This window comes from Paraburkholderia fungorum (genome assembly GCF_046027215.1).
In the GTDB taxonomy this organism is placed as follows: domain Bacteria; phylum Pseudomonadota; class Gammaproteobacteria; order Burkholderiales; family Burkholderiaceae; genus Paraburkholderia; species Paraburkholderia fungorum_D.
In genome coordinates this window covers 3611103-3632823 of record NZ_JAQQEN010000001.1, presented here as the reverse complement: position 1 = coordinate 3632823, position 21721 = coordinate 3611103, and the positions used below count along the sequence as shown (strand labels likewise).

The 21721-nt window shown below is 63.7% G+C and carries 18 protein-coding genes; 9 read left to right on the top strand and 9 right to left on the bottom strand.

The window, feature by feature from the left end; genetic code table 11:
- Positions 1-27 precede the first annotated feature (27 nt).
- Positions 28-744 carry a DUF2968 domain-containing protein gene (locus PQR27_RS16170; protein ID WP_408524591.1) on the top strand — a complete coding sequence of 239 codons (717 nt, stop codon included), beginning with the start codon at positions 28-30 and terminating at the stop codon, positions 742-744.
- 134 nt (positions 745-878) lie between these two features.
- Here PQR27_RS16170 and trpS read toward each other — a convergent pair whose 3' ends face one another.
- The 3 genes from trpS to PQR27_RS16155 form a co-directional block, all read right to left on the bottom strand.
- Complete coding sequence (gene trpS, locus PQR27_RS16165) at positions 879-1892, bottom strand: tryptophan--tRNA ligase (RefSeq protein ID WP_408524590.1); 1014 nt, start codon at positions 1890-1892, stop codon at positions 879-881.
- A 243-nt stretch (positions 1893-2135) separates the two neighbouring features.
- A complete protein-coding gene (locus PQR27_RS16160) occupies positions 2136-3323 on the bottom strand; it encodes a hypothetical protein (RefSeq protein ID WP_408524589.1) in 1188 nt (395 codons plus the stop codon).
- A 254-nt stretch (positions 3324-3577) separates the two neighbouring features.
- The gene (locus PQR27_RS16155) at positions 3578-4102 is read right to left on the bottom strand and encodes a GNAT family N-acetyltransferase (protein ID WP_408524588.1); all 525 of its coding nucleotides are present in this window, start codon (positions 4100-4102) and stop codon (positions 3578-3580) included.
- A gap of 307 nt (positions 4103-4409) precedes the next feature.
- Here PQR27_RS16155 and PQR27_RS16150 point away from each other — a divergent pair, with 307 nt between their 5' ends.
- Positions 4410-5711 carry an MFS transporter gene (locus PQR27_RS16150; RefSeq protein WP_408524587.1) on the top strand — a complete coding sequence of 434 codons (1302 nt, stop codon included), beginning with the start codon at positions 4410-4412 and terminating at the stop codon, positions 5709-5711.
- 149 nt (positions 5712-5860) lie between these two features.
- Here PQR27_RS16150 and PQR27_RS16145 read toward each other — a convergent pair whose 3' ends face one another.
- On the bottom strand, positions 5861-7708 hold the full coding sequence (locus PQR27_RS16145) for a tetratricopeptide repeat protein (RefSeq protein ID WP_408524586.1): 1848 nt from the start codon (positions 7706-7708) through the stop codon (positions 5861-5863).
- Positions 7709-7832: 124 nt separating this feature from the next.
- On the opposite strand from PQR27_RS16145, the gene PQR27_RS16140 reads away from it, so the two are divergent.
- The 3 genes from PQR27_RS16140 to PQR27_RS16130 all read left to right on the top strand — a co-directional run bounded on the left by PQR27_RS16140 (position 7833) and on the right by PQR27_RS16130 (position 11199).
- Positions 7833-8195 carry an ArsR/SmtB family transcription factor gene (locus PQR27_RS16140; protein WP_408524585.1) on the top strand — a complete coding sequence of 121 codons (363 nt, stop codon included), beginning with the start codon at positions 7833-7835 and terminating at the stop codon, positions 8193-8195.
- Positions 8192-9367, top strand: a complete 1176-nt coding sequence (locus PQR27_RS16135) for a cation diffusion facilitator family transporter (protein ID WP_408524584.1) — start codon at positions 8192-8194, stop codon at positions 9365-9367. The genes PQR27_RS16140 and PQR27_RS16135 overlap by 4 nt, the downstream gene beginning before the upstream one ends.
- Before the next feature lie 101 nt (positions 9368-9468).
- Positions 9469-11199, top strand: coding sequence for an FAD-dependent monooxygenase (locus tag PQR27_RS16130; protein WP_408524583.1), 1731 nt, complete (start codon positions 9469-9471; stop codon positions 11197-11199).
- A 46-nt stretch (positions 11200-11245) separates the two neighbouring features.
- On the opposite strand, the gene PQR27_RS16125 is transcribed toward PQR27_RS16130, so the two are convergent.
- From PQR27_RS16125 to PQR27_RS16110, 4 genes are read right to left on the bottom strand one after another with little or no spacing between them, the layout of a single operon-like run.
- Positions 11246-11497, bottom strand: a complete 252-nt coding sequence (locus PQR27_RS16125) for a formate dehydrogenase subunit delta (RefSeq protein WP_408524582.1) — start codon at positions 11495-11497, stop codon at positions 11246-11248.
- Positions 11498-11505: 8 nt separating this feature from the next.
- The gene (gene fdhF, locus PQR27_RS16120) at positions 11506-14514 is read right to left on the bottom strand and encodes a formate dehydrogenase subunit alpha (RefSeq protein WP_408524581.1); all 3009 of its coding nucleotides are present in this window, start codon (positions 14512-14514) and stop codon (positions 11506-11508) included.
- Positions 14515-14528: 14 nt separating this feature from the next.
- Positions 14529-16100, bottom strand: a complete 1572-nt coding sequence (locus tag PQR27_RS16115; protein ID WP_408524580.1) for a formate dehydrogenase beta subunit — start codon at positions 16098-16100, stop codon at positions 14529-14531.
- Complete coding sequence (locus PQR27_RS16110) at positions 16097-16582, bottom strand: NAD(P)H-dependent oxidoreductase subunit E (protein WP_408524579.1); 486 nt, start codon at positions 16580-16582, stop codon at positions 16097-16099. Before PQR27_RS16110 ends, PQR27_RS16115 begins: the two co-directional genes overlap by 4 nt.
- A gap of 133 nt (positions 16583-16715) precedes the next feature.
- On the opposite strand from PQR27_RS16110, the gene PQR27_RS16105 reads away from it, so the two are divergent.
- Positions 16716-17795: a substrate-binding domain-containing protein gene (locus tag PQR27_RS16105; RefSeq protein ID WP_408524578.1), complete on the top strand. Its 1080-nt coding sequence runs from the start codon at positions 16716-16718 to the stop codon at positions 17793-17795.
- Positions 17796-17904: 109 nt separating this feature from the next.
- Positions 17905-18171: a hypothetical protein gene (locus PQR27_RS16100; protein WP_408524577.1), complete on the top strand. Its 267-nt coding sequence runs from the start codon at positions 17905-17907 to the stop codon at positions 18169-18171.
- A 72-nt stretch (positions 18172-18243) separates the two neighbouring features.
- On the opposite strand, the gene PQR27_RS16095 is transcribed toward PQR27_RS16100, so the two are convergent.
- Positions 18244-18624, bottom strand: a complete 381-nt coding sequence (locus PQR27_RS16095) for a COG4315 family predicted lipoprotein (protein ID WP_408524576.1) — start codon at positions 18622-18624, stop codon at positions 18244-18246.
- A gap of 836 nt (positions 18625-19460) precedes the next feature.
- Between PQR27_RS16095 and PQR27_RS16090 the strand changes: the two genes are divergently transcribed.
- A complete protein-coding gene (locus tag PQR27_RS16090; protein ID WP_408524575.1) occupies positions 19461-20414 on the top strand; it encodes a lysophospholipid acyltransferase family protein in 954 nt (317 codons plus the stop codon).
- Positions 20415-20525: 111 nt separating this feature from the next.
- Positions 20526-21719 carry an HlyD family secretion protein gene (locus PQR27_RS16085; RefSeq protein WP_408524574.1) on the top strand — a complete coding sequence of 398 codons (1194 nt, stop codon included), beginning with the start codon at positions 20526-20528 and terminating at the stop codon, positions 21717-21719.
- Positions 21720-21721: the final 2 nt, after the last annotated feature.

Sequence of the window (21721 nt, the reverse complement as noted above, 5' to 3'; positions counted from 1 at the left end):
ATCTGGATTTGCATGGAGCATGCACGTATGAAGTACCCCTTAACTATACGGCGCGCCATGCTGCTCGCGACCTCGTGTGCGCTGTTGCAGCATGGCGGTTTCGTGCTGGCTGCGCAAAGCGACGAGGCCGCGCCTCTGGCCGGCACACGGCCAGCCATGAACACGCTGACGCCGCAGCCGGTTGTCGCCGCGCTGCGCAATGCGGCGTCAGGCGCAGCGGCTACGGCCGGCGATGCGCAAGGCAATGTCGCCGAACTGATGCAGATGATTCACGACGCAAAGCTGAGCGAACTGCGCACAAGTTATAACGGCAGTTACGGCGCGAGTCTGTTTTTCTATCCGCAGGAAATGACGTATTACGTCGCGCTATTTCAGGATAAACATTTCTGGCGCGTCATCAAGTCGCAGGACATGGTGCGTGCTGAAGCGGTGTATGCCGGCTTTGTCCAGCAAACGGTGCAACTGGCCGATGTCGAGATTCGCCGCACACAGTTGCAGGCGCAGAAAGCGTATATCCAGGACATCATCGCTTTGTCGGAAGATCGCGCGAAACGGTTGCAGGCCGATCTCGATGTTGCCCGTACGCAGCAGGCCAAGGTCAACGACTACCAGCGCCAAACGCAGAGTGAAGCGGTGGCCTTGCATGCGGAAAAGGAAAAGGCCCAGGCGCAGTTGCGGCAGGTGCAGGGCGAAGTGATGCAATTGCAGCGGCAGACCGAGCTTGGATTGCCTACGCAGAAGTAAGTGCGTGACGTGAGCAAAAAGCCCGGCAATGAATGCCTAACTGTGCCGCAAAGGCGCGGGTAGACCGAAGCTGATTTCCAGGAATCCCCCGTGAGCACCGCGTTCCGGGGGATTCGTTTTTTTTGCGTCTTCGATCATTCGAAGTAGGTCAATCCCAGCGCGCCTTTCACCTCGGACAAGGTATTCCCAGCGACCTCCCGTGCGCGCATCGTGCCGCGACGCAGGATAGCCAGCACCTCAGCCCGGTCACTCTCCAACTCGCGACGCCGGGCGCGGATCGGTTCGATGATCGCCTGCAGCCGTTCGTTCAGCACACGCTTGACCACGCTGTCGCCCAGGCCGCCGCGGCGATAGTGTGCCTTGAGGTCGTCTACTTTCTGCACGTCCGGCTCGAATGCATCCAGGAACGCGAACACCACGTTGCCCTCGACCTGCCCAGGGTCGCTTACGCGCAGGTGGTTCGGGTCGGTGTACATGTCGTTGACCGCCTTCGTGATGTCGTCCGGGGCGGCGCCCAGTGCAATCGCGTTGCCGAGAGATTTGCTCATTTTGGCTTTGCCGTCGGTGCCGGGCAGCCGCGAGACGTTGGAGAGCACCGCCTCGCACTCAACCAGTACCTCCCGGTCGACGGTGTTGTTGAACCGCCGCACCAGTTCGTTGGTTTGCTCGATCATCGGTAGCTGGTCATCGCCTACCGGCACGTGTGTCGCCTTAAATGCGGTGATATCGGCCGCCTGACTAACCGGATACATCAGAAAGCCGGCGGGAATATCGCGCTCGAAACCACGCAACTGGATTTCGGCCTTGATAGTGGGATTGCGCTCGAGTCGCGCGACGGTCACGAGATTCAGGAGATATTGCGACAACTCGGCAAGCTCCGGCACTTGCGACTGGATCAGAATGGTCGATTTCGACGGGTCGATGCCCACCGCGAGGTAGTCGAGCGCCACCTCGATGACGTTTTCGGTGACTTTCTGATGGCGGCCGACGTTGTCAGTCAGCGCCTGCGTGTCGGCGAGCAGCAGGAACTGCTGTGCCTCATGCTGCAGTTGTACGCGAGCGCGCAACGAGCCGATGAAGTGACCAAGGTGGAGCGGGCCGGTTGTGCGGTCGCCAGTGAGGATGACGGGTTGGTTTGCGTGTGACATGGTCAAGTGTTCCGTATGTTTCTCGACACCACCAGCCATCAGCGCGCAGATACGAAAATGCCGCCAGGACTGGCGGCATCACATTTTCAGGTTCGTGAGGAAACGGGCCGCCGGGTTCAGGCGTGCCACCAACGATGCAGGCTTAGTGAGGTCGGGTTCGTCTCCATCTGACAAGTATAGCGCGGCACCTTGATGTCCCGTCAATGCCGCGCGGCAATGCGCATTTACGCGATGACCTGTCGCTTACTTCGCGAACTGGTCCGGAACGTCGGTCACGCGGCGCTGTGACATGTGATCCATCCATTTCGTTGCGCTGGTCGCGGGGGAATTGATCGACGAGGCTGGGGGCGGTGGCGGCGCGATATCGCGCAGGTGTGTGCCAGCCGACAGCTTGACCGATGCGTATTCGTCGGTGCCAGGTTGTGACGGCGCAAGCGATGAGTAAGGGCCTGCTGCGGATGGCTTTGGCCAAACGCCTTGTGCCATCGCCGGGACGACGGGCTGTGGCATTCCGTCGTTTGCTGTTTGCGGATCTGGCGGGCGTATCACAGCGGCGCCCGCCGAACGGCCCTGCTGAATTGTGTCGGGGAAGACAACGGTCCGTTCGCGCAGCTTGTCGCGGCGACGCGATGGGCCGCGGGCGGTAGCGGTGCGTGATGGTGTGGCTGTGACCTGCGGGACGATATCGGGCGAGAGCCTCGCTGCGGCACCGCCCGATGTGGTGGTGCGCGCCGCATTTGGTGAAATGCTTGCCGAAGCCGAAGCCGAAGCCGAAGCCGAAGCCGAAGCCGAAGCCGAAGCCGAAGCCGAAGCCGAAGCCGAAGCCACGCGTGCAGCCGATGACGCGCCGCTCGACGTCCCCGCGCTTGATTCGCTGTTTGCTACGCGGCGGGTTGCCGTCGCGTCGGCTGCACGCGGCTTCGAGGGTAGCACCTCCCGATTGGCCGACACCGTTCCTGTGGGTTTGGCGTCACTTACCGCATGACGCTGCGCCAGATGGCCGAACGCGAGCCACGCGAGCATCGCGGCGCCGCCGAGTGCGCACGCGCCGCCCGCGAGCGCACCCCTGTGTCTCGCCGCGCCGCGCCCTGCGGGGTGCAACACCAGTGCGCTGTCCGGCATCAGCACCACGCGTTCCGGGGATGCTGGCAGAGGCTCTTCAGGCGAAATATCCCGCCTTGCGTTCGAGGCAGCGCTCGCGGTCCGCTCGCCCAGCGGTTCCCATTTGCAGATCGAGCGGATGGTCTGCGCATTCATGCAGAAGGTGCGGAACACGGCCGCGTAGAGTGCCTTGAGTTCCGCGCGCAGACTGCGGCCCGGCGGCAGCAATGCCCAGTTGCGCCCGAAGGGGGCTGGCAAATGGCCGAGCGGGCGCAACCGCGGGAGCGCCATCGAGCCTTCGATCAGAGTGAGGGGAATGGTGGTCGACATCGGTCTCTTTGCAGCGCCTCATGAAGGATCACCGGATGGGTGGGCCGGCGGATCTGTGGGAACTCTGGCTTCGGAGGGATGCAAATGAAACGCTGCACGCGGATTTAACACGCCGGCGCACAGACGCTTCGAGATGAAGCCATCAGGGTGCGGAAGATAATGTCAGGAAGCGGCCGAATGAACGATCGGACTGTTCCGAAAATGAGGCACCGGTCTGCGACGTTCTGGTGGCGATCAAACCGGGCGCACCTATTCTATCGATCGAGCCTGTACACGTAGCGCAGCGCGGTGATATCCACGCCGCCCATATGATCCGGCTCTGCGCCAACGAACTGCCAGCCTTGCCGCTCGTAGAAACCGATCGCGGGGGTATTGCCTTCGAGTACGTACAGATACAACTGCGTCTCGCCTTGCGCTCGCGCCCAGTCTTCAGCGGCGCGCATCAGCAGTTTGCCGACGCCCACGCCCTGATGGGCCGGCAGGGCGTGCAGGTTATCGAGCAGCACACCCCATACGGATTCCGGTTGCTGTTCGACACAGACGAAACCGGTCGGCTCGCCGGCCAACTCCGCGATCCGCACCATACGGCGCTCGCCGCCCGGCGCACCGAGACGCGCCGCCCAATACGCGGCGCGCTCCTGTGTGACCTGGCCGTCGAGAAAAGCGTCGGGCAACAGGCCGCGATAAGTGGCCTGCCAACTGGCGCTGTGAATCGAAGCGATCAGCGCGGCGTCGGACAAGGTCGCGGGGCGCAGCGAAAGGGCGTGGGTGGTTTGCATCGGGATGATATTCAACGAAATTGCGTCGCTGCAAAAGTCCATGGCGAAGGACGCGTGACGAGATATGTAAGGAAACCGCATGCATTTCGCGACAGCGCCAGGAACGGTAACATTACGTGTAGCAGGCCCCGCCTGAGTCACAACGTTTACCCTGATACCGCGGCACTGCGTTCAGCATGAGAATGCAGCGCCCCCGGCGCGTTCTTTTTTTGTTCCGCCCGTGGCATCCGCTCGCTGCACGCAGTGGATTGGTTCAACTGCCTGATCGTCGCATGTTCATGCGGCGGCGGGCTTATCAGAGAATGTCATGTCTACTGCGACACACGCCGCTTCCTCAGTCGAAGAATCCAAGGTCAAGACCGTTTTCCGCGTTGTCAGCGGCAACTTTCTTGAGATGTACGACTTCATGGTCTACGGCTATTACGCTTCCGCGATTGCCAAGACCTATTTTCCGAGCGGCAACGAGTTCGCCTCGCTGATGCTGTCCCTGTCGGTCTTCGGCGCGGGCTTCCTGATGCGGCCGCTCGGTGCGATCGTGCTCGGCGCCTATATCGACCATCACGGCCGCCGCAAAGGCCTGATCCTTACGCTCGGCCTGATGGCGCTCGGCACGCTCACGGTGGCGTCGATTCCAGGCTACGCGACGATCGGCGTCCTGGCGCCGGCGCTCGTACTGTTCGGCCGCCTGTTGCAAGGATTCTCCGCCGGGGTCGAACTGGGCGGCGTGTCGGTGTATCTGTCCGAGATCGCGACCAAGGGCAACAAGGGCTTCTATTGCGCGTGGCAGTCGGGCAGCCAGCAGGTCGCCGTGGTGTTCGCCGCGCTGATCGGCGTGGTGCTCAACAAAGTGCTGCCGGCCGACCAGATGACCGCCTGGGGATGGCGCGTGCCGTTCCTGATCGGCTGCCTCATCGTACCGTTCCTGTTCCTGATTCGCCGTTCGCTGCAGGAAACCGAAGAATTCAAGGCGCGCAAGCATCATCCGAGCATGGGCGAGATCGTGAAGACGATGGCCGCGAACTGGGGCATCGTGCTGGGCGGCATGGGCATGGTGATCATGACCACGGTGTCGTTCTACATGATCACCGCGTACACGCCGACCTTCGGCAAGGAAGTGCTCAAGCTGTCGTCGATCGATACGCTGGTCGTGACCGTGTGTATCGGTCTGTCGAACCTGGTCTGGCTGCCGCTCGCGGGTGCGCTGTCGGATCGTATCGGCCGCCGTCCGGTGTTGCTGGCGTTCACGATCCTGACGATCATCACCGCCTATCCGGCACTGCAATGGCTGGTTGCCGAGCCGTCGTTCGCGCGGCTGCTGGCCGTCGAGTTGTGGCTGTCGTTCCTGTACGGCAGCTATAACGGCGCAATGGTGGTGGCACTGACCGAAGTCATGCCCGTCGAAGTCCGCACCGCCGGTTTTTCGCTGGCGTACAGCCTTGCAACGACGATCGGCGGCTTCACGCCGGCCATTTCGACCTTGCTGATTCACACCACCGCCAACAAGGCCGCGCCGGGTCTGTTCCTGGGCGTGGCGGCGATTTGCGGCCTGATTGCAACGCTTGTGCTGTATCGCACGCCGGAGTCGCGCAACCAGTACCGAACCGCATAGCGCTTCACCGATTCATTCGGGCAAACAAAAACCCCGCGTTCTCACGAGCGCGGGGTTTTTTGTTGGGCGTAGAGGATTGAGGATTGAGGATTGAGGATTGCAGCGTTGCAGCGTTGCAGCGGCGGCCGGTTGTGGCGAGTCGCGCCGGGCTAGGCGTGGCGCAATTCGTTCGCCACGGCAGCCACCACATCGGACCACGCGCCGGGTTGCGCCTGGCGCACCAGCGTCGCGCCCGGATACCACGTGCTGCGCGTTTCGCCGACAAACCAGCGCCAGTCCGCCGCAAACGGCAGCATCAGCCATAGCGGCTTTTTCAGCGCGCCGGCCAGGTGAGCAATCGACGTATCGATCGACACCACCGCGTCGAGCCGTTCGATGATTGCCGCAGTGTCCGCGAAATCGCCGATCCGCTTGTCGAAGCGATGTATCGACCCACTGCGCGGATGCGCGTCGAGCGCCGCGCGCTCGTCGGCGCTCAGTTCGGGCTGCAGCACGATCCAGTCGATACCGTCCAGCGCGAAAAGCGGATCGAGCGCGGCGAGCGGCATCGAACGGGTTTCGTTCTGCTGGATGCGCCCGGACCATGCAATACCGATCTTGCGCTTTGCCTGGCCGCCAAGCGAGCCGCGCCATTTGCGGCCATAGGCAGGCGGTACGCTGAGATAGGGCGTGCGGTCGGGAATCGTGTCGTAGGTCGTGCCGAGCGCCAGCGGCAAGCTCAGCAGCGGGCAATGCAGGTCCGCTGCCGGCCGCGGCGCGCCCTGGGCGATCAACGTGACGCGCCAGGCTTGTGCCGCCAGCGCGAGGAGCGGCAGCAACTGCGGCTGCACTTCGAGCACGACGCGCGCCGCCCGCTGCGCAGCCAGTGGCACGAAGCGCACGAATTGCAGCGTGTCGCCAAAACCCTGTTCGGCGTGCACGAAGAGCGTGCGCTGTTCGATCGGCTCGCCGTGCCAGCGCGACAGGGTTTGAATGACCGGTTGTGCGGTGGTCTGGAGCCGCCATTCGTATTCGGGCAAGCCACGCGTGAAATCGCGCAACGTGAGCCACGTCAGCGCGCGGTTCATGTGCGCGGAGGCGAGGTCCGGGCGCAGACGCAGCGCCTGATCGAAGGCGCGCACCGCCGCGGCGTGCGCGCCCAGCGCCTGGTGGGCGGTGCCGAGGCTGAGCCACGCAATGGCGAATTGCGGATCGAGGCCGACCGCGCGCTCGAAATACGGCAGCGCCTGCGCGTGCCGTCCCAGGGCCGCAAGCGCATTGCCGAAGCCGAAGATGGCCGGCGGCAGGTTCGGCTGCAATGCCAGCGCCGCCTGAAACGAGGTGACGGCCTCCTCGTGTCGGCCGGTGGCGTCGAACGTATTGGCGAGATTGAAATGCGCGGCGACGAAGCGCGGTTCGCCGGCCAGCGCTGCTTTAAAACAGGGGATCGCCTCATCCGCACGGTCGAGCGCGTTGAGCGACATGCCCATGTTGTTGAGCGCGCCCGCGTGCCCGGGGCGCAATTCGAGCGCGCGCTGAAACGAGGCGATCGCGTCTGTATGGCGGCCGAGCGCGTGCAACGCGTTGCCAAGATTGTTATGCGACGAGGCGTCCTGCGGTTGCAGGCGCAGCGACTTCTCGAACGCGTCGGCGGCGTCTTCGTGGCGGCCCGCCGCGGCGTAGGCGTTGCCGAGGTTGTAGTGCGCCATCGGGAAGGACGGCGCAAGCGTCAGTGCGTTGCGAAACTGTTCGATGGCGTCGTCGATCTGACCGAGCGCCTTCAGCGCGTTGCCAAGGTTCAGTTGCAGCGCGGCGTCTTCCGGGCGCAGGTTCACCGCGCGCCGCACGAGGTCGGCGGCTTCGGCGTGCTGACCTTGCTGGTGGCGCAGCACGCCCAGCAGATGCAACGCGTCGACGTGCACGGGATTACCGTCGAGCGTCGCGCGGTAGCCGCGCTCGGCGTCGTCGAGCCGGCCGTCACGATGCGCCGCGAAAGCGCGGTCAAATACAGGTTGCATGACGGAGGGATGGTCTTTCAGGTGAGGCGAACGCCGCATTTTCCCACACTCGCCGGACCGCCCTCCGATTTGACCTGTCGTATCAATGCATATAACATATGAATACTTGTTCATATGTATGCGAATGTCCCCGTCTGTTATGGCTTCCACTGCTTCGCTCGTCAGTTTCGAAGACCGCTCGCCGGACACGATCGTGCCGCTGGCCGACCTGTTTCGCCTGCTCGGCGACCCGACCCGCTTGCGCATCGTGCTCGCATGTGTCGACGAACGGCGCGCGGTCGGCGCGATCGCGGAGGGGCTGGGTTTGTCGCCGTCGCTGGTGAGCCACCATTTGCGGCTGCTGCGCGCGGCGCGGATCGTGCGCGCGGAGCGGCAGGGCAAGCAGGTGTTCTATCTCGCCGCCGACCGCCATATCAGCGCGATGCTGGCCGGCATGCTCGAGCACGTGGCCGAACCGGCCGCCGAATTTCCTCTGGGCCCGTCATGAAGAAAACCGCCACGCCGAACCGGACCGCCCAGGAGCGCGAGGAGCATCACGCGCGGGTATGGCTCGATGGGGGCGAGAGCGACAGTGCGCAGGTGGATGGGCAGGTCCACGCTGCTCACGACCATGACGCGCACGCCGGCCATGAGCACGCGGAGCATGAGAATGAGCACGGCTCGGCGCATGCCCATCACGCCCACGATCACACCCACGATCACGACCACACCCACGACGGCCACCAGCATGGCCACAGCGGCCACAGTCACGCTGGCCACAGCCACGCCCACACACCCGTCAAAGGTCACGGCCACGCATTCGCGCTTGCCGTCGCGCTGAACATCGCGATCGTGGTGATTCAAGGCGTCTACGGCGTGATCGCGCATTCCACCGCGTTGCTCGCCGACGCCGGCCACAATCTCTCCGACGTGCTCGGCCTGCTGCTTGCCTGGGGCGCCACATGGCTTGCCACCCGCCGTCCGTCGGCGCGCTACACATTCGGCTACGGCAGTTCGTCGATTCTCGCGTCGCTCATCAATGCCGGCCTGCTGCTGTTCGCGTGCGGCGTGATCGTCGCCGAGGCAATCGGGCGGTTGATGAATCCGGCGCCGGTCGCGGGGCTCGCCGTGTTTGTGGTCGCGACAATCGGCATCGTCGTCAACGGGATTTCCGCGTGGCTCTTCATGCGTGGCCAGAAGGAAGATCTGAACCTTCGCGGCGCCTTTCTGCACATGGCCGCGGACGCCGGCATCTCGGCCGCGGTCGCGCTCAGCGGCCTTGTGATTCTGTTCACCAACTGGTCGTGGCTGGACCCGGTGATGAGCCTGCTCGTGGTGGCCGTGGTGGTGTACGGCACGTGGGGTCTGCTGCGCGATTCGGTGCGGCTTGCGCTCGACGCCGTGCCGCCTGGCGTCGATCTGCAACGGATTCGCGACTATCTCGCCAACCAGCCCGGCGTCACCGACGTGCACGATCTGCACGTGTGGGCGCTCTCGACTACCGGCAACGCGCTCAGCGCGCATCTGGTGATGCCGGCGGGCCATCCGGGCGACGAGTCGATCGACGGCATCGTCATCACGTTGCGCGAACGTTTTTCGATGCAGCACGCGACGCTGCAGGTCGACCTCGGCACCACGGATCACCACTGCGCGATGGAACACCCGCCGCACGCGCACTGAGCCGCCGGCGGCGCCCGGACGCCCCGCGTTTGATGCAGCGCACCGTCGGGCGGATGATCGGCGGCGTACACTAGAGCGCACTGCTGCCTCCGGAGTTCTGCATGGACGCTGCTTCAAACGATGCGTCGCCGGTGTTGATCGTCGGTGCGGGTCCAACCGGACTCGCCGCGGCGATGAGTCTGGCGCGTGCCCACATTCCAGTGCGTCTGATCGACAAGGCGATGCAAGCCAACCCGTATTCACGGGCCATCGGCATTCAGGCGCGCACCCTCGAACTGCTTGAACAGCATCGCCTGGTCGAGCCGTTTCTCGAACTCGGCCATCGCGCCCGCATCGCCAATCTGTTTTCCAATGGCATGCGCCTCGCAAGGCTCGACTTCGATCCGCTGCAAACGCGTTATCCGTATCTGCTATTTCTCGACCAGGCCGTGACCGAGCGTCTGCTGACCGAGCATCTGGCGACACTCGGCGTGACGATCGAGCGCGGCGTCGAGTTGACGATGTTTGCGCAAGGCTCGGCCAGCATTCAGGCGACGTTGCGTCGCGCGGACGGCCATACCGAGACGCTGCGCCCGTCGTACATGATTGCCGCCGACGGCGCGCATAGCGCGATCCGTCACCGGCTGGGATTGAACTTCGCGGGCAAGACCTTCGAGCAGACCTTCCTGCTGGCCGACCTGCACGCGGAAACCGATTGGCCTGAGGACGAGTTCCACATGTTCGCGTCAGGCGACGGCCTGGTCGCCCTGTTTCCAATGGGCCACGGGCGCCATCGTCTGATCGCGGATCATGCCGTCGAGCCTGTCACGGCGACAGCGATGGTGCCTGCTACGCCGGCGGGGCTCGGCGAACCGCCACTGAATCGGGTGCCGCCGCCTTCGCTCGACGAGTGCAAGGCACTGATCGCGCGGCGCGTGCATGAGCGGGTCGACGTGTCGGGTCTGACGTGGTCGTCCTATTTCCACCTCAACAGCCGGATGGTGGAACGCATGCGCGTGGGGCGAATCTTCCTCGCGGGCGACGCGGCGCACGTGCACAGTCCGGCCGGCGCGCAAGGTATGAATACCGGCATTCAGGAGGCATTCAATCTCGGCTGGAAACTCGCCCGTGTTCTGAAGGGCGCGGCGGCGGATCGCCTGCTCGATACGTATCACGCCGAGCGGCATCCGATCGGGCGTGACGTCCTGCGGCAAAGCGGCTTTATTACGCAAATGGCCGAGGCCGATCACGGGCCGCTGAAGCTGCTGCGCGAGCGCGTGATGCCGGTGCTGGCGGCGCTCGGTCCGCTGCGCGACGCGGCACGGCTGACCATCAGTGAGTTGTCGATCCAGTATCGGCGCAGTCCGCTGACGCTCGAGCGTGTACTCGATGGCGGTCCGCGTGCCGGCGAGCGCGCGCCGGATGCGCTGGTGCATGTGGTGGACGGGCCGCTTGGCCGTGCGCCCGGTGTCGGCTGCATTTTCGATCTGCACGACCCGGCATTTTTCTCGCTGTTCCTGCTGGTCGCGCCGATGCCGGCCGACGAAACGCCGCTCGATCCGGCTGCGAAACACGAGTCGCCGCCGAACGCGGAACTGGAGCATCTTGCCGCCGAGGTCGAACGACTCTTGCCGGGCGCCGTGCGCATCTGGCGCATCACGGATACGACAGGCGAGGGCGGCCCCGCACTGAGCGAATCGTATGGCCGTACGCGGCCGTCGTTCTATCTGGTGCGCCCGGATGGCTACATCAGCGCGCGCGGCCGCACCGGGTCCGATCTGCATGGCTTGCTGCGACACTGCGAAGCGTGGTTCGCCGTGGGCGGCGTGATTCCGGAGCAGGCTGCGCTGTGAGGCTGAACGGCTCGCGCGGGGCGAGCCGCCGGGGTGAGCCATCGACTCAGGCGAAGGCTGAAGCGGCCGGCGTCAGCGAGTCGCGATGCCTGACGAGCGCTTCCCTGACGATGCCCGACATCTCGAGCCCGTTTGCATCGGGTTCATCGAGCGTCGCCAGCAAGGCGCGCCGCATGCGCGGCTCCCAGAAGCGGCGGATATGGTCGGCGATGCCGGCGAGTGCTTCTTCCCGGTCCGGCATCGAATCGAAAAAGTCGCCGATCCGGTTCGCCATATCGATCAGATTCTGATTGTCCATGGCTCGCCTCACTTACCCGATGAAGCATTGGCCAACTCGCGCTGCCTGAGCAAATCGAGCTGCTCCGTGTTGAAGCGCGAATAGTCCCTCTGCCATTGCGACGGCTGTTCGACCGGCATCACCTGCACCGCCGTCACCTTGTACTCGGGGCAATTGGTCGCCCAATCCGAGCTATCGGTGGTGATGACATTCGCGCCCGACTCGGGGAAGTGGAACGTCGTGTAGACGACGCCCGGCTGCATCCGTTCGGTCACCTTCGCGCGCAACACGGTTTGTCCCGCGCGCGATTCGATGCCGACCCAGTCGTCGGTCTTGATACCGCGTTCCTCGGCGTCGTGCGGATGCAGTTCCAGACGGTCTTCGTCGTGCCAGCGCGAGTTTTCGGTGCGGCGCGTTTGCGCGCCCACGTTGTACTGCGACAGGATGCGGCCCGTGGTGAGCAGCAGCGGGAACTTGCGCGTGACCTTCTCCGGCGAGGCGATGAACTTCGTGATGACGAACTTGCCCTTGCCGCGCACGAAGGTGTCGATATGCATGGTCGGCGTGCCGTCGGGCGCGGCTTCGTTGCACGGCCATTGAATGCTGCCGAGCTCGTCGAGTTTCTTGTACGAGACGCCGTGGAAGGTCGGCGTGAGACGCGCGATCTCGTCCATGATCTGCGACGGATGGGTGTAGTCCATCTCGTAGCCGAGCGCGCGCGCGAGCAGGATCGTGGCTTCCCAGTCGGCATAGCCGGCGAGCGGGGGCATCACTTTGCGCACGCGCGAGATGCGGCGCTCGGCATTGGTGAACGTACCGTCCTTTTCGAGGAACGTCGAACCCGGCAACAACACGTGCGCGTACTTCGCGGTCTCATTCAGGAAAATGTCCTGCACGACGATACATTCCATTGCCGACAGCGCCGCCGCCACATGATGCGTGTTCGGATCGGACTGCACGATGTCTTCGCCCTGGCAGTACAGGCCCATGAAGGTGCCGTGCAGCGCGGCGTCGAACATGTTCGGAATGCGCAGCCCCGGTTCCGGCTGCAGCGTGATGTTCCAGGCTTCCTCGAACTGGCCGCGCACGATCGGATCGCTGATATGACGATAGCCTGGCAGTTCGTGCGGGAACGAGCCCATATCGCACGAACCCTGCACGTTGTTCTGGCCGCGCAGCGGATTCACGCCGACGCCTTCGCGACCGATGTTGCCGGTAGCCATGGCGAGGTTGGCGATGCCCATTACCATCGTCGAGCCCTGGGCGTGTTCCGTGACGCCGAGGCCGTAATAGATCGCGGCGTTGCCGCCGGTGGCATAGATGCGCGCGGCTTCGCGAACGGCTTGCGCCGGTACGCCGGTCACTTCAGCGGTGGCTTCCGGCGCATTCTCGGGCAGCGCGACGAAATCGCGCCATTGCTCGAATGCGCGCGTTTCGCAGCGCTGCGCGACGAACGCTTCGTTCAGCAGGCCTTCGGTCACGATCACATGCGCCAGCGCGTTCACGACCGCCACATTGGTGCCGGGGCGCAATTGCAGATGGTGCGACGCCTTCACGTGCGGCGTATCGACGATATCGATGCGGCGCGGGTCGACGACGATCAGCTTCGCGCCCTCGCGCACGCGACGCTTCAAACGCGAGCCGAACACCGGATGGCCGTCGGTCGGATTCGCGCCGATCACCATGATCACGTCCGCCTTGTCGACCGAGGCGAAGGTCTGCGTACCGGCCGATTCGCCGAGCGTCGCCTTCAAACCGTAACCGGTCGGCGAGTGGCACACGCGTGCGCAGGTGTCGACGTTGTTGTTGCCGAACGCCGCGCGCACGAGCTTCTGAACCAGATACGTTTCTTCGTTCGTGCAACGCGAAGAGGTAATGCCGCCGATCGAATCGCGGCCGTGCTTCGCCTGAATACGACGGAACTCCGACGCCGCGTAGTTGAGCGCTTCTTCCCAGCTTACTTCGCGCCACGGGTCGGTGATCTTCGCGCGGATCATCGGCTTGGTGATGCGGTCCTTGTGCGTGGCGTAGCCCCATGCGAAGCGGCCCTTCACGCAGGCGTGGCCTTCATTCGCCTGGCCGTTCTTGTGCGGCACCATGCGCACGACCTCGTTGCCCTTCATCTCGGCCTTGAACGAGCAGCCCACGCCGCAATAGGCGCAGGTCGTCACGACCGAATGTTCGGCCTGGCCGAGCATGATCACGGTCTTTTCCTGCAAAGTCGCGGTCGGGCAGGCCGCGACGCATGCACCGCACGACACGCATTCCGATTCCATGAACGGCTTGTTTTCGCTAGCCGCGACGCGCGATTCGAAACCGCGCCCGGCGATGGTCAGCGCGAATGTGCCCTGGGTTTCCTCGCACGCGCGCACGCAGCGATTGCAGACGATGCACTTCGACGGGTCGTACGTGAAATACGGATTCGATTCGTCTTTCTTGTCCTTCAGGTGGTTCGCGCCGTCAAACCCGTAGCGCACTTCGCGCAGGCCGGTGACGCCCGCCATGTCCTGCAATTCGCAGTCGCCATTGGCGGGACAGGTGAGACAGTCGAGCGGGTGATCGGAGATGTACAGCTCCATCACGTTGCGGCGCAGTGACTGCAGACGCTCGGTTTGCGTGCGCACTTTCATGCCGGCTTCGACCGGTGTGGTGCACGAAGCCGGATAGCCGCGTTTGCCTTCGATTTCCACGAGACACAGGCGGCACGAGCCGAACGGTTCGAGCGAATCGGTCGCGCAGAGCTTCGGCACATTCACGCCGGCTTCGGCGGCGGCGCGCATCACTGACGTGCCGGCCGGCACCGTGACCGGCTGGCCATCGATTTCGAGCGTGACGTCCACGTCTGAATGGCGTTGCGGCGTGCCGTAGTCGGTGTCGTCGAAGAACGAGCCGGTGGCGCGTTGTTGCGGCTGCAGCGCTTGCGATTTGCACGCGCAGTTGCCGGAACCACAGCCGCCCCCTAATCCCCCAAGGGGACTTCCTTCGGGGCGGGGGGCTGCCTGCGGGGCGCCGGCAGGGGAGTTGAGCATGTCGGACATGTGAGGCTCCTGGGTCAGGCCGCGGCCGCTTTGGGCGCGATATTGGGCACGTTGCCGAGACCGAAGTCTTCGGGGAAATGATCGAGCGCGGACAGCACCGGGAACGGCGTCATGCCGCCCATCGCGCACAGCGATCCGGACACCATCGTGTCGCACAGGTCGCGCAGCAACTGCACTTGCCGCACAGAGGTATCGCCGTTGCGAATCCGCCCGATCACTTCGACACCGCGCGTCGAGCCGATCCGGCACGGCGTGCATTTGCCGCACGATTCGAGCGCGCAGAAGTGCATCGCGTACTGCGCGAGTTCAGCCAGATTCGAGGTGTCGTCATGTACGACGATGCCGCCGTGGCCAACCACCGCACCGACCGCCGCGTACGCTTCGTAATCCATTGGAATGTCCCACTGGCTTTCCGGCAGATACGTGCCAAGCGGGCCGCCCACCTGCACCGCGCGCGCCGGGCGGCCACTTGCCGTGCCGTCGCCGTAGTCGTAAAGCAGTTCGCGTAGCGTGACGCCAAACGCGAGTTCGACCAGGCCACCTTGCTTGACATTGCCCGCGAGCTGGAACGGCAGCGTGCCGCGCGAGCGGCCCATGCCGAAATCTTTATAGAACGCCGCGCCGCGCGCAAAAATGATTGGGACCGTGGCCAGGGTGATGACGTTGTTGATGACGGTCGGCTGACCATACAGACCGACCAGCGCCGGCACGGGTGGCTTCGCGCGCACGATGCCGCGCTTGCCTTCCAGCGATTCGAGCAGCGCGGTTTCCTCGCCGCAGACGTAGGCGCCAGCGCCCTTCGCGACGAACAGTTCGAAGCGATGCGCGGCCGAGCCGAGCACGCTGTCGCCCAGCCAGCCGGCGGCGCGCGCGTTGGCGATCGCCGCTTCGAGCGTCGCGATCGAATGCGGATACTCGCTGCGCACGTAGATATAGCCAACCGTTGCGCCAGTCACGATGCCCGCGATAATCATCCCTTCGATCAGCACGTACGGATCGCTTTCCATCACGAGACGGTCGGAGAAGGTGCCGGAATCGCCTTCATCCGCATTACAGACGATGTATTTCTGCGCCGCTTGCGCGCCGCGCACTGTGCGCCATTTGATGCCGGCGGGAAACGCCGCGCCACCGCGGCCGCGCAGGCCCGATTCGATCAGTGCTTCACAGGCGGCGTCGCCGTCGGCTTGCAACGCATTGCGCAGGCCCTCGAGGCCGCCATGGGCGAGGTAGTCGTCGATCGACAGCGGATCGGTGATGCCAATGCGCGCGAACGTCAGACGCTGCTGCTTCTTCAGATACGGAATCTCATCGACCACGCCGACACGGCGCTCATGCTCGCCACCATCGACCAGGCCGGCATCGAACAGCGCGGCAACGTCGGCCACTTCGACGTTCGCATAACCGACCCGGCCCGCCGCCGTGACGACTTCAACCAGCGGTTCGAGCCACAGCAGCCCGCGTGAACCGTTGCGAACCAGTTCGACGGCGATGCCGCGGCGCGCGGCTTCGGTTTCGATCGCCTGTGCCACTGCATCGGCGCCGAGCGCCAGTGCCGACGAATCGCGGGGAACGTAGATGCGCGTCATGCCGTGACCTCCACGCATTTGCTGGCAGCGGCAAACAGGGCATCGAACTTCTGCGGCGTGACTTTCGCGTGCAGCGTGCCATTGAGCATCAGTGCCGGCGAGAGCGCGCATTGACCGAGGCAATACACCGATTCGAGCTCCACCGCCGCGCCATGCCGATGGTCGGCGTCAAAGCGGCAACCTGTGTGCGTCTCGATGTGTTGGGCGAGCGACTCGGTGCCCATACTGCGGCACGCCTCCGCGCGGCACAACTGCACCGTGACGGGTGCTGCCGGCTGCGTGCGGAAGTGGTGGTAGTAGGTGATGACGCCGTGGACCTCCGCACGCGACAGGTTGGTCGCGCGCGCGAGCGGCGCAACCGCGTCGGGCGGCACGTAGCCGAGTTCGTCCTGAATCGCGTGCAGGATCGCTAACAACGACATACCCGGCTGCGCGTGACGTTGCACGAGCAGGTCCGGCGCGACGGCGAGGGAATCGTCCAAGCGGGGCTCCTCCAAAGTCATATATGCACTTGTTATTCATAATACGTGCACTTATGCTTCGTTTATTCGATATGGGATAGCCGAACGATAGGCGGGTGAAACGCCTCGCGCAATAGGAAAGAATTGAACATATATGATCAGGATTGAGTGTCAGGCGCAGCTGGTTGTAAGGGGGGCGGACGGCCGCGAGGCCAGCCTGTCGGACGTCGTGCCGCTGCTTGCGCTGGTTGATGAATCCGGCAGCATCGCGCAGGCGGCGACGCTTAAGGGTTTGTCCTACCGCCACGCGTGGGGATTGCTGCGCAGCATCGAGGAGCGATTGGGTGGTCCGCTGATCGCGAAGGAGCGGGGGCGCGGTTCCGTGCTGTCCGAACTCGGGCAAGCGGTGCTGCGCGCGCAGCGGCTGTGCGGCGAGCGGCTCGACGGCAACATGCAGGCACTGGCCAGCGAGGTCGCCAGCGATCTGAACCGCTGGCTTGCGCCCGCAGCAGACGACGTGCGGATCCACGCGTCGCACGGCTATGCGGTAGCCGCGCTGGTGACGGCGCTGGTCGCGAACGAACTGCCCGTCGACATCAAGTACCGCGATAGCGCAGATGCGGTCAGCGCGCTCGCCCGCGGTGAATGCGATCTGGCTGGTTTCCATTTGCCGCTCGGCGAGTTTCGCGCGGCATGCGCGAACACGTATCGGCGCTGGCTCGATCCGCAGCGTCATGTGCTGGTGCATCTGACGCGGCGCAAGCAGGGTCTCTTTCTCGGTAAAGGCAATCCCAAGCGGATTAGCGGTCTCAGCGATCTCGCGCGCGACGACATCCGCTTCGTCAATCGTCAGCCCGGCTCGGGCACGCGCATGCTGCTCGATCTTGCGCTACGGAAAGTCGGTGTCGACCCGGATCGGGTGAACGGCTATGCATCGACGGAGCTGACACATTCGGCGATCGCGGCCTTCGTGGCGAGCGGCATGGCGGACGTGGGTTTCGGCGTCGAACCGGCGGCGCATCACTTTGGGCTCGACTTCATTCCGGTCGTCGACGAAGACTATTACTTCGCTTGCGACCGCGCGCGACTGGAGCGCATGCCGCTTGCAACGGTGATCGAATTGCTTCGCGGCGAGGCATTTCGTCACCGCGTCGAACAACTCGACGGCTACGATCCGCGCGACTGCGGCAAGCTGCTCGATCTGGATACGGGACTGGGCGATAGTGCGGCGTAAGCGGCCGTAAACATAAACGCGCCGTCGCCACTGCGGGCGGCTCCTATTTGAGCTAATCTCTAGACTTCCGCTTCCGCCTTAACCGCGCGCTGTACCGCGCTGACTCCATATGAAAGTTCTTCTTCACGCATGCATGGCCGCCGCAACGGCCGGCGCACTTCTCGCCACTGTTCCGGTTGCGTTCGCACAGAATTCGCCGGGCGTGCCGGGCGGTATTTTGCAGGATGAGTTCCGTCTTGCCGAACACCCGCAAATGCCCTTTGCCGCGTCGGCGCCCTCAGACAAGTATCAGTCCAACAAGAAATCCGCTATGCGCAAACGGGGCGACAACGGCGATCCGAACGGCTGCAATCTGCAGTGTCCTAAAGACGAGTAACGTTCCGCACGAGGGGCGCCGGCGTTGCACCGGCGCCCCCGTTTCACGGCCGAGGTTCAATCGGCCGGCGCTTCAGGGCTTGGCCGTGTGCCACATGTCCTTGAATCCGTCTCCCTTCGCATCCCCCGCCTGCTTGTCCGCTGCGTAGCGATACAGCGGATGGCCTTTGTACGCCCATTGCTGTTTGCCGTCGGCGCTGGGGATCAGCGACCAGTCGCCTGACGGTTTGTCGGTTGGGCCGGCCATGTCCGCCGGCCAGTTGCTCATGCAGCCCCCGGTGCAGGCGCTGACGCCGGGTGTGGTGTCCTTGTCGAAGGTGTAGAGCGTCATGCCGTCCGCGCTGACGAAGTGGCCGTTGTTCAGCTTGGGCGGATCGGCGAACGCGCTTTGTTGCAGCGCGGCCAGTGCGAGCGGGGCGAGGAAAAGAATCGTCTTGCGAGTCGTCTTGCGCATGATGTGGGCTCCTATGGTGACAGCGTGTTTGACAACATGTGGTTCGAGTATAGGCAGCGGCGGAAGCCGGCGCGCTACCGGTGTGCTTCCCGGCAATAAACGGATGAGCGCGGTCGAATATTCCGTGTGCGCATGGATTCTTGAGGCGGATTCGCGGGGCTTTTTTCAGATATCAGGTCTTATTTTTCTGTATGGGTGCGGCTGCGGTGATGGGGCTTATCCGGTCTCATTAAATGATTGAGAGTTTTCAGCATTGAATTCGGAAATTTCTTTTTTGGTTTGGTGAAGGAATAACGTTTTTATAATCTTCATTATCATATCGAAGCAGCTGTTGGTTGTTACTTAAAGAATTTATTAATTATCTTGCTTGGGTGAAGTTATAAATAGAATTGGCAGTTGAATGATTGAGCCGATGTGGGCGCTGGGCGGGCGCGGTAGGGATTTCGGCGAGATGCAGGAGAAAGGCGGGTGCCGATATACGCCCAATCAAAATCGGGGAATCGCGAGCAATGTTTTCTGATATAAAAGAAAATGTAAAAAAACGCAAATATGCGTATATCAATAATCTTCGATGCTATTATTTGATCACTCGATGAGTCGGGGTATCGTTCACGAGTCAATTTGTTAATCACTAAATAGGGATTTGAAATGCAAAAGATCAATCGCAATGACCTCGCTAAATCCGCAGTTGCCGGCGGCTGCTGCAAGGGTACAAGCGGCGCAGCCGCCAATACTGCGGCGCCTGTCAAGGCAGTCGCCGCGCGGGGGTAATAGCCTGCTCACCGGGGCGCGCCGTCATAGCCGCCCCGGCCTTCAACATCCACGTGGAGTGAAGCATGAGGTGGTGGGCCGCTGTATCAGTCATGCTGGCTTCGCTGCGCAATAGATTCGCGCTGGCCAGGCACAGACTGCAAGGCGGATTGATCGCCCGCATGCCGGCTTCGGTAATCGAATCATTTGCCGCCGTCGTATGGAAAGTCCACAGTCTCGTCGACGCACGTACGCGGTGGAACGGCATCTCGCGCTGCGAGATCGGCCGCGATGTGCTGAGGCTTGCGCCATTCAGCGCCATCCAGGTGTCGTCCGGCAGTTTGCGTGAAAGCCTGATCGACAAGCGGATCTATTACGGCCGTGTGTCGCGCGGACGCGAAGACTGGCCGGATCTGCAACGCGTGGCGGCAACGCTTGCCGCGAGAATCCGGCAACTGCAGGCCGCGGTGCCGGGGCGCCCCGTCATCGTGTCGCCGTTTCACTACGTGTCGCAATACGCGAACATTTATGTGGTCGACGCATTGCGGGAAATACTCGGGCTCGAATCGATCTCCGTAGTGTCCGGCGTTCCGCGCGATATGTACGGCGACGACCAGACGCTCATCCCCCGGGTGACCGTGCTCTATACCTATGGCGACGATGACCGCAACGGACTTGGACTGCGCGTCGCGAGAACGTTGAGGCGCAACGGCGTTGCGGTGTTGTTCGCCGACGTGCCGCCGTTCACGCTGCACCGCTATCCGATGGAAACGGTCGGCGTGTCGATCTTCGGACGCAATGCGCGCATTCACAACGGTGTGTTCCGGCTGGGCGCGTCGTTCAATGCGATGCTGCTGCCGTTCTATCTGCGTTTCAGGCAAGGCCGATTCAGTGCCGAACTGTTCGAGCCCTTGCCGCTCGCCGATCCCGACGCCCCGCAGCGGCTCGCCGGTTATATCGAAACAGCGGCGGTTGACAACTATCCGGACTGGCTCGTTTCAGGACACCCGTCAATGTACGCGTTCGCGCCGGTCCGCTAGACATTCTTCGCCAGCGCGGCCTGGTAGCCGTGCGGTACGACGTCGGCCCAGACGGACTGGTGCAGCGGGACTCAGACTCATACAACACCGGCACCGGGCAGCAATCACGCTATGGAACCAATCAATCTCCCCCAATTCAGGGACGTCTCATGGCGCTGGATCGCGTACGCGACTTCCGCGCTCGTGAGCGTCGCGATCGTGTTCGCGTTCGTCCATGACGTCGAACTGAAGCAGGACGTGCGCGCGGAAATCGTGTCGCCATCTGAAATCAAGATTCAGGGGCTGAGCGGCCTCGTGTCGGACATCTATGTGAACCGCTCGACGCGTGTGGCGCAAGGCGCGCCGCTGTTCCGCCTCGACCGCGACCTATCGCTGGCGAGCAACGGCCTGCAACGTAAAGCGTTCGATGAGCATGACCGCGACGAACAGATCCGCACAAGCGACGCGCAATACCTTCAGCGCCAAGCCGACCTGGCCGCGCAACTGAATGTCGCGCGGCTCGCCGCGCAAAGCCGCCGCGCGGAAATCTCCGCGCTCGACGAGCAACTGGCGCAGAACCGCGCGCTGTCCGACGAAGCCGGCCGCAAGCTCGCGCGGTTGAAGTCGGTGGCCGACTACGTCACCGCCGACCGGATCGAGCAGGCGAGCGCCGACACCCATCAGACGAAAGTCGCGCTCGCGCAAAGCGCGGCGCGCCGTCAGCAGCTCGGCGCGGATCTGGGCGCGGCGGTCGGTACGCAAACTGGCCTCGCCGCGCAGCTCAACGAACTGGACGCGCGCCACGCGCGCGAGTTGCTGGACATTCGCATGCGCTTCGAACAGACCCGCCAGGACGCGACGATCTCCGCGCCGAAGGCCGGCGTGGTGACCTATTCCGGCCTCGTGGCCGGACGCACGCTCGCGCCCAACGACGTCGCGCTCGTGATTTCGACCGGCGAGAAGGGCGTGTTGCGCGCCGCGCTGCGCATTCCGTCGCGCCGGCGCGGTTTCGTGCGCGAAGGGCAGATCGTGCGACTCAAGTTCGATGCGTTCCCGTACGCGAAATTTGGCAGCTACCCCGCGCGGATCGATTCGATTTCGCGCACCACCGTGCGCTCGGCGATGTCGCCGGCGGGCGCGTCCGAGCCGTCCCGTCCCGATGGCGATTACATGGCGTGGGCCACGCTCAGCGGCGACACGTTCAGCTTCGAGCGGCAACGCTTCGACATTCTGCCGGGCATGGCGGCGACGGCGAGCATCGTGATCGAGCGGCGCACCATCGCCGAATGGGTGCTCGCGCCGCTGTTCCGTGTGCTGCGAGGTTGACG

Bases quoted from the DNA above. Each gene is read 5' to 3' on its own strand.
- PQR27_RS16115 (WP_408524580.1), bottom strand. From the start codon at position 16,100: ATGACGCGCATCTACGTTCCCCGCGATTCGTCGGCACTGGCGCTCGGC.
- PQR27_RS16155 (WP_408524588.1), bottom strand. From the start codon at position 4,102: ATGCAAACCACCCACGCCCTTTCGCTGCGCCCCGCGACCTTGTCCGAC.
- fdhF (WP_408524581.1), bottom strand. From the start codon at position 14,514: ATGTCCGACATGCTCAACTCCCCTGCCGGCGCCCCGCAGGCAGCCCCC.
- PQR27_RS16100 (WP_408524577.1), top strand. From the start codon at position 17,905: ATGAAAGTTCTTCTTCACGCATGCATGGCCGCCGCAACGGCCGGCGCA.
- PQR27_RS16145 (WP_408524586.1), bottom strand. From the start codon at position 7,708: ATGCAACCTGTATTTGACCGCGCTTTCGCGGCGCATCGTGACGGCCGG.
- PQR27_RS16140 (WP_408524585.1), top strand. From the start codon at position 7,833: ATGTCCCCGTCTGTTATGGCTTCCACTGCTTCGCTCGTCAGTTTCGAA.
- PQR27_RS16125 (WP_408524582.1), bottom strand. From the start codon at position 11,497: ATGGACAATCAGAATCTGATCGATATGGCGAACCGGATCGGCGACTTT.
- PQR27_RS16105 (WP_408524578.1), top strand. From the start codon at position 16,716: ATGATCAGGATTGAGTGTCAGGCGCAGCTGGTTGTAAGGGGGGCGGAC.
- PQR27_RS16095 (WP_408524576.1), bottom strand. From the start codon at position 18,624: ATGCGCAAGACGACTCGCAAGACGATTCTTTTCCTCGCCCCGCTCGCA.
- PQR27_RS16135 (WP_408524584.1), top strand. From the start codon at position 8,192: ATGAAGAAAACCGCCACGCCGAACCGGACCGCCCAGGAGCGCGAGGAG.
- PQR27_RS16090 (WP_408524575.1), top strand. From the start codon at position 19,461: ATGAGGTGGTGGGCCGCTGTATCAGTCATGCTGGCTTCGCTGCGCAAT.
- PQR27_RS16170 (WP_408524591.1), top strand. From the start codon at position 28: ATGAAGTACCCCTTAACTATACGGCGCGCCATGCTGCTCGCGACCTCG.
- PQR27_RS16150 (WP_408524587.1), top strand. From the start codon at position 4,410: ATGTCTACTGCGACACACGCCGCTTCCTCAGTCGAAGAATCCAAGGTC.
- PQR27_RS16160 (WP_408524589.1), bottom strand. From the start codon at position 3,323: ATGTCGACCACCATTCCCCTCACTCTGATCGAAGGCTCGATGGCGCTC.
- PQR27_RS16085 (WP_408524574.1), top strand. From the start codon at position 20,526: ATGGAACCAATCAATCTCCCCCAATTCAGGGACGTCTCATGGCGCTGG.
- trpS (WP_408524590.1), bottom strand. From the start codon at position 1,892: ATGTCACACGCAAACCAACCCGTCATCCTCACTGGCGACCGCACAACC.
- PQR27_RS16130 (WP_408524583.1), top strand. From the start codon at position 9,469: ATGGACGCTGCTTCAAACGATGCGTCGCCGGTGTTGATCGTCGGTGCG.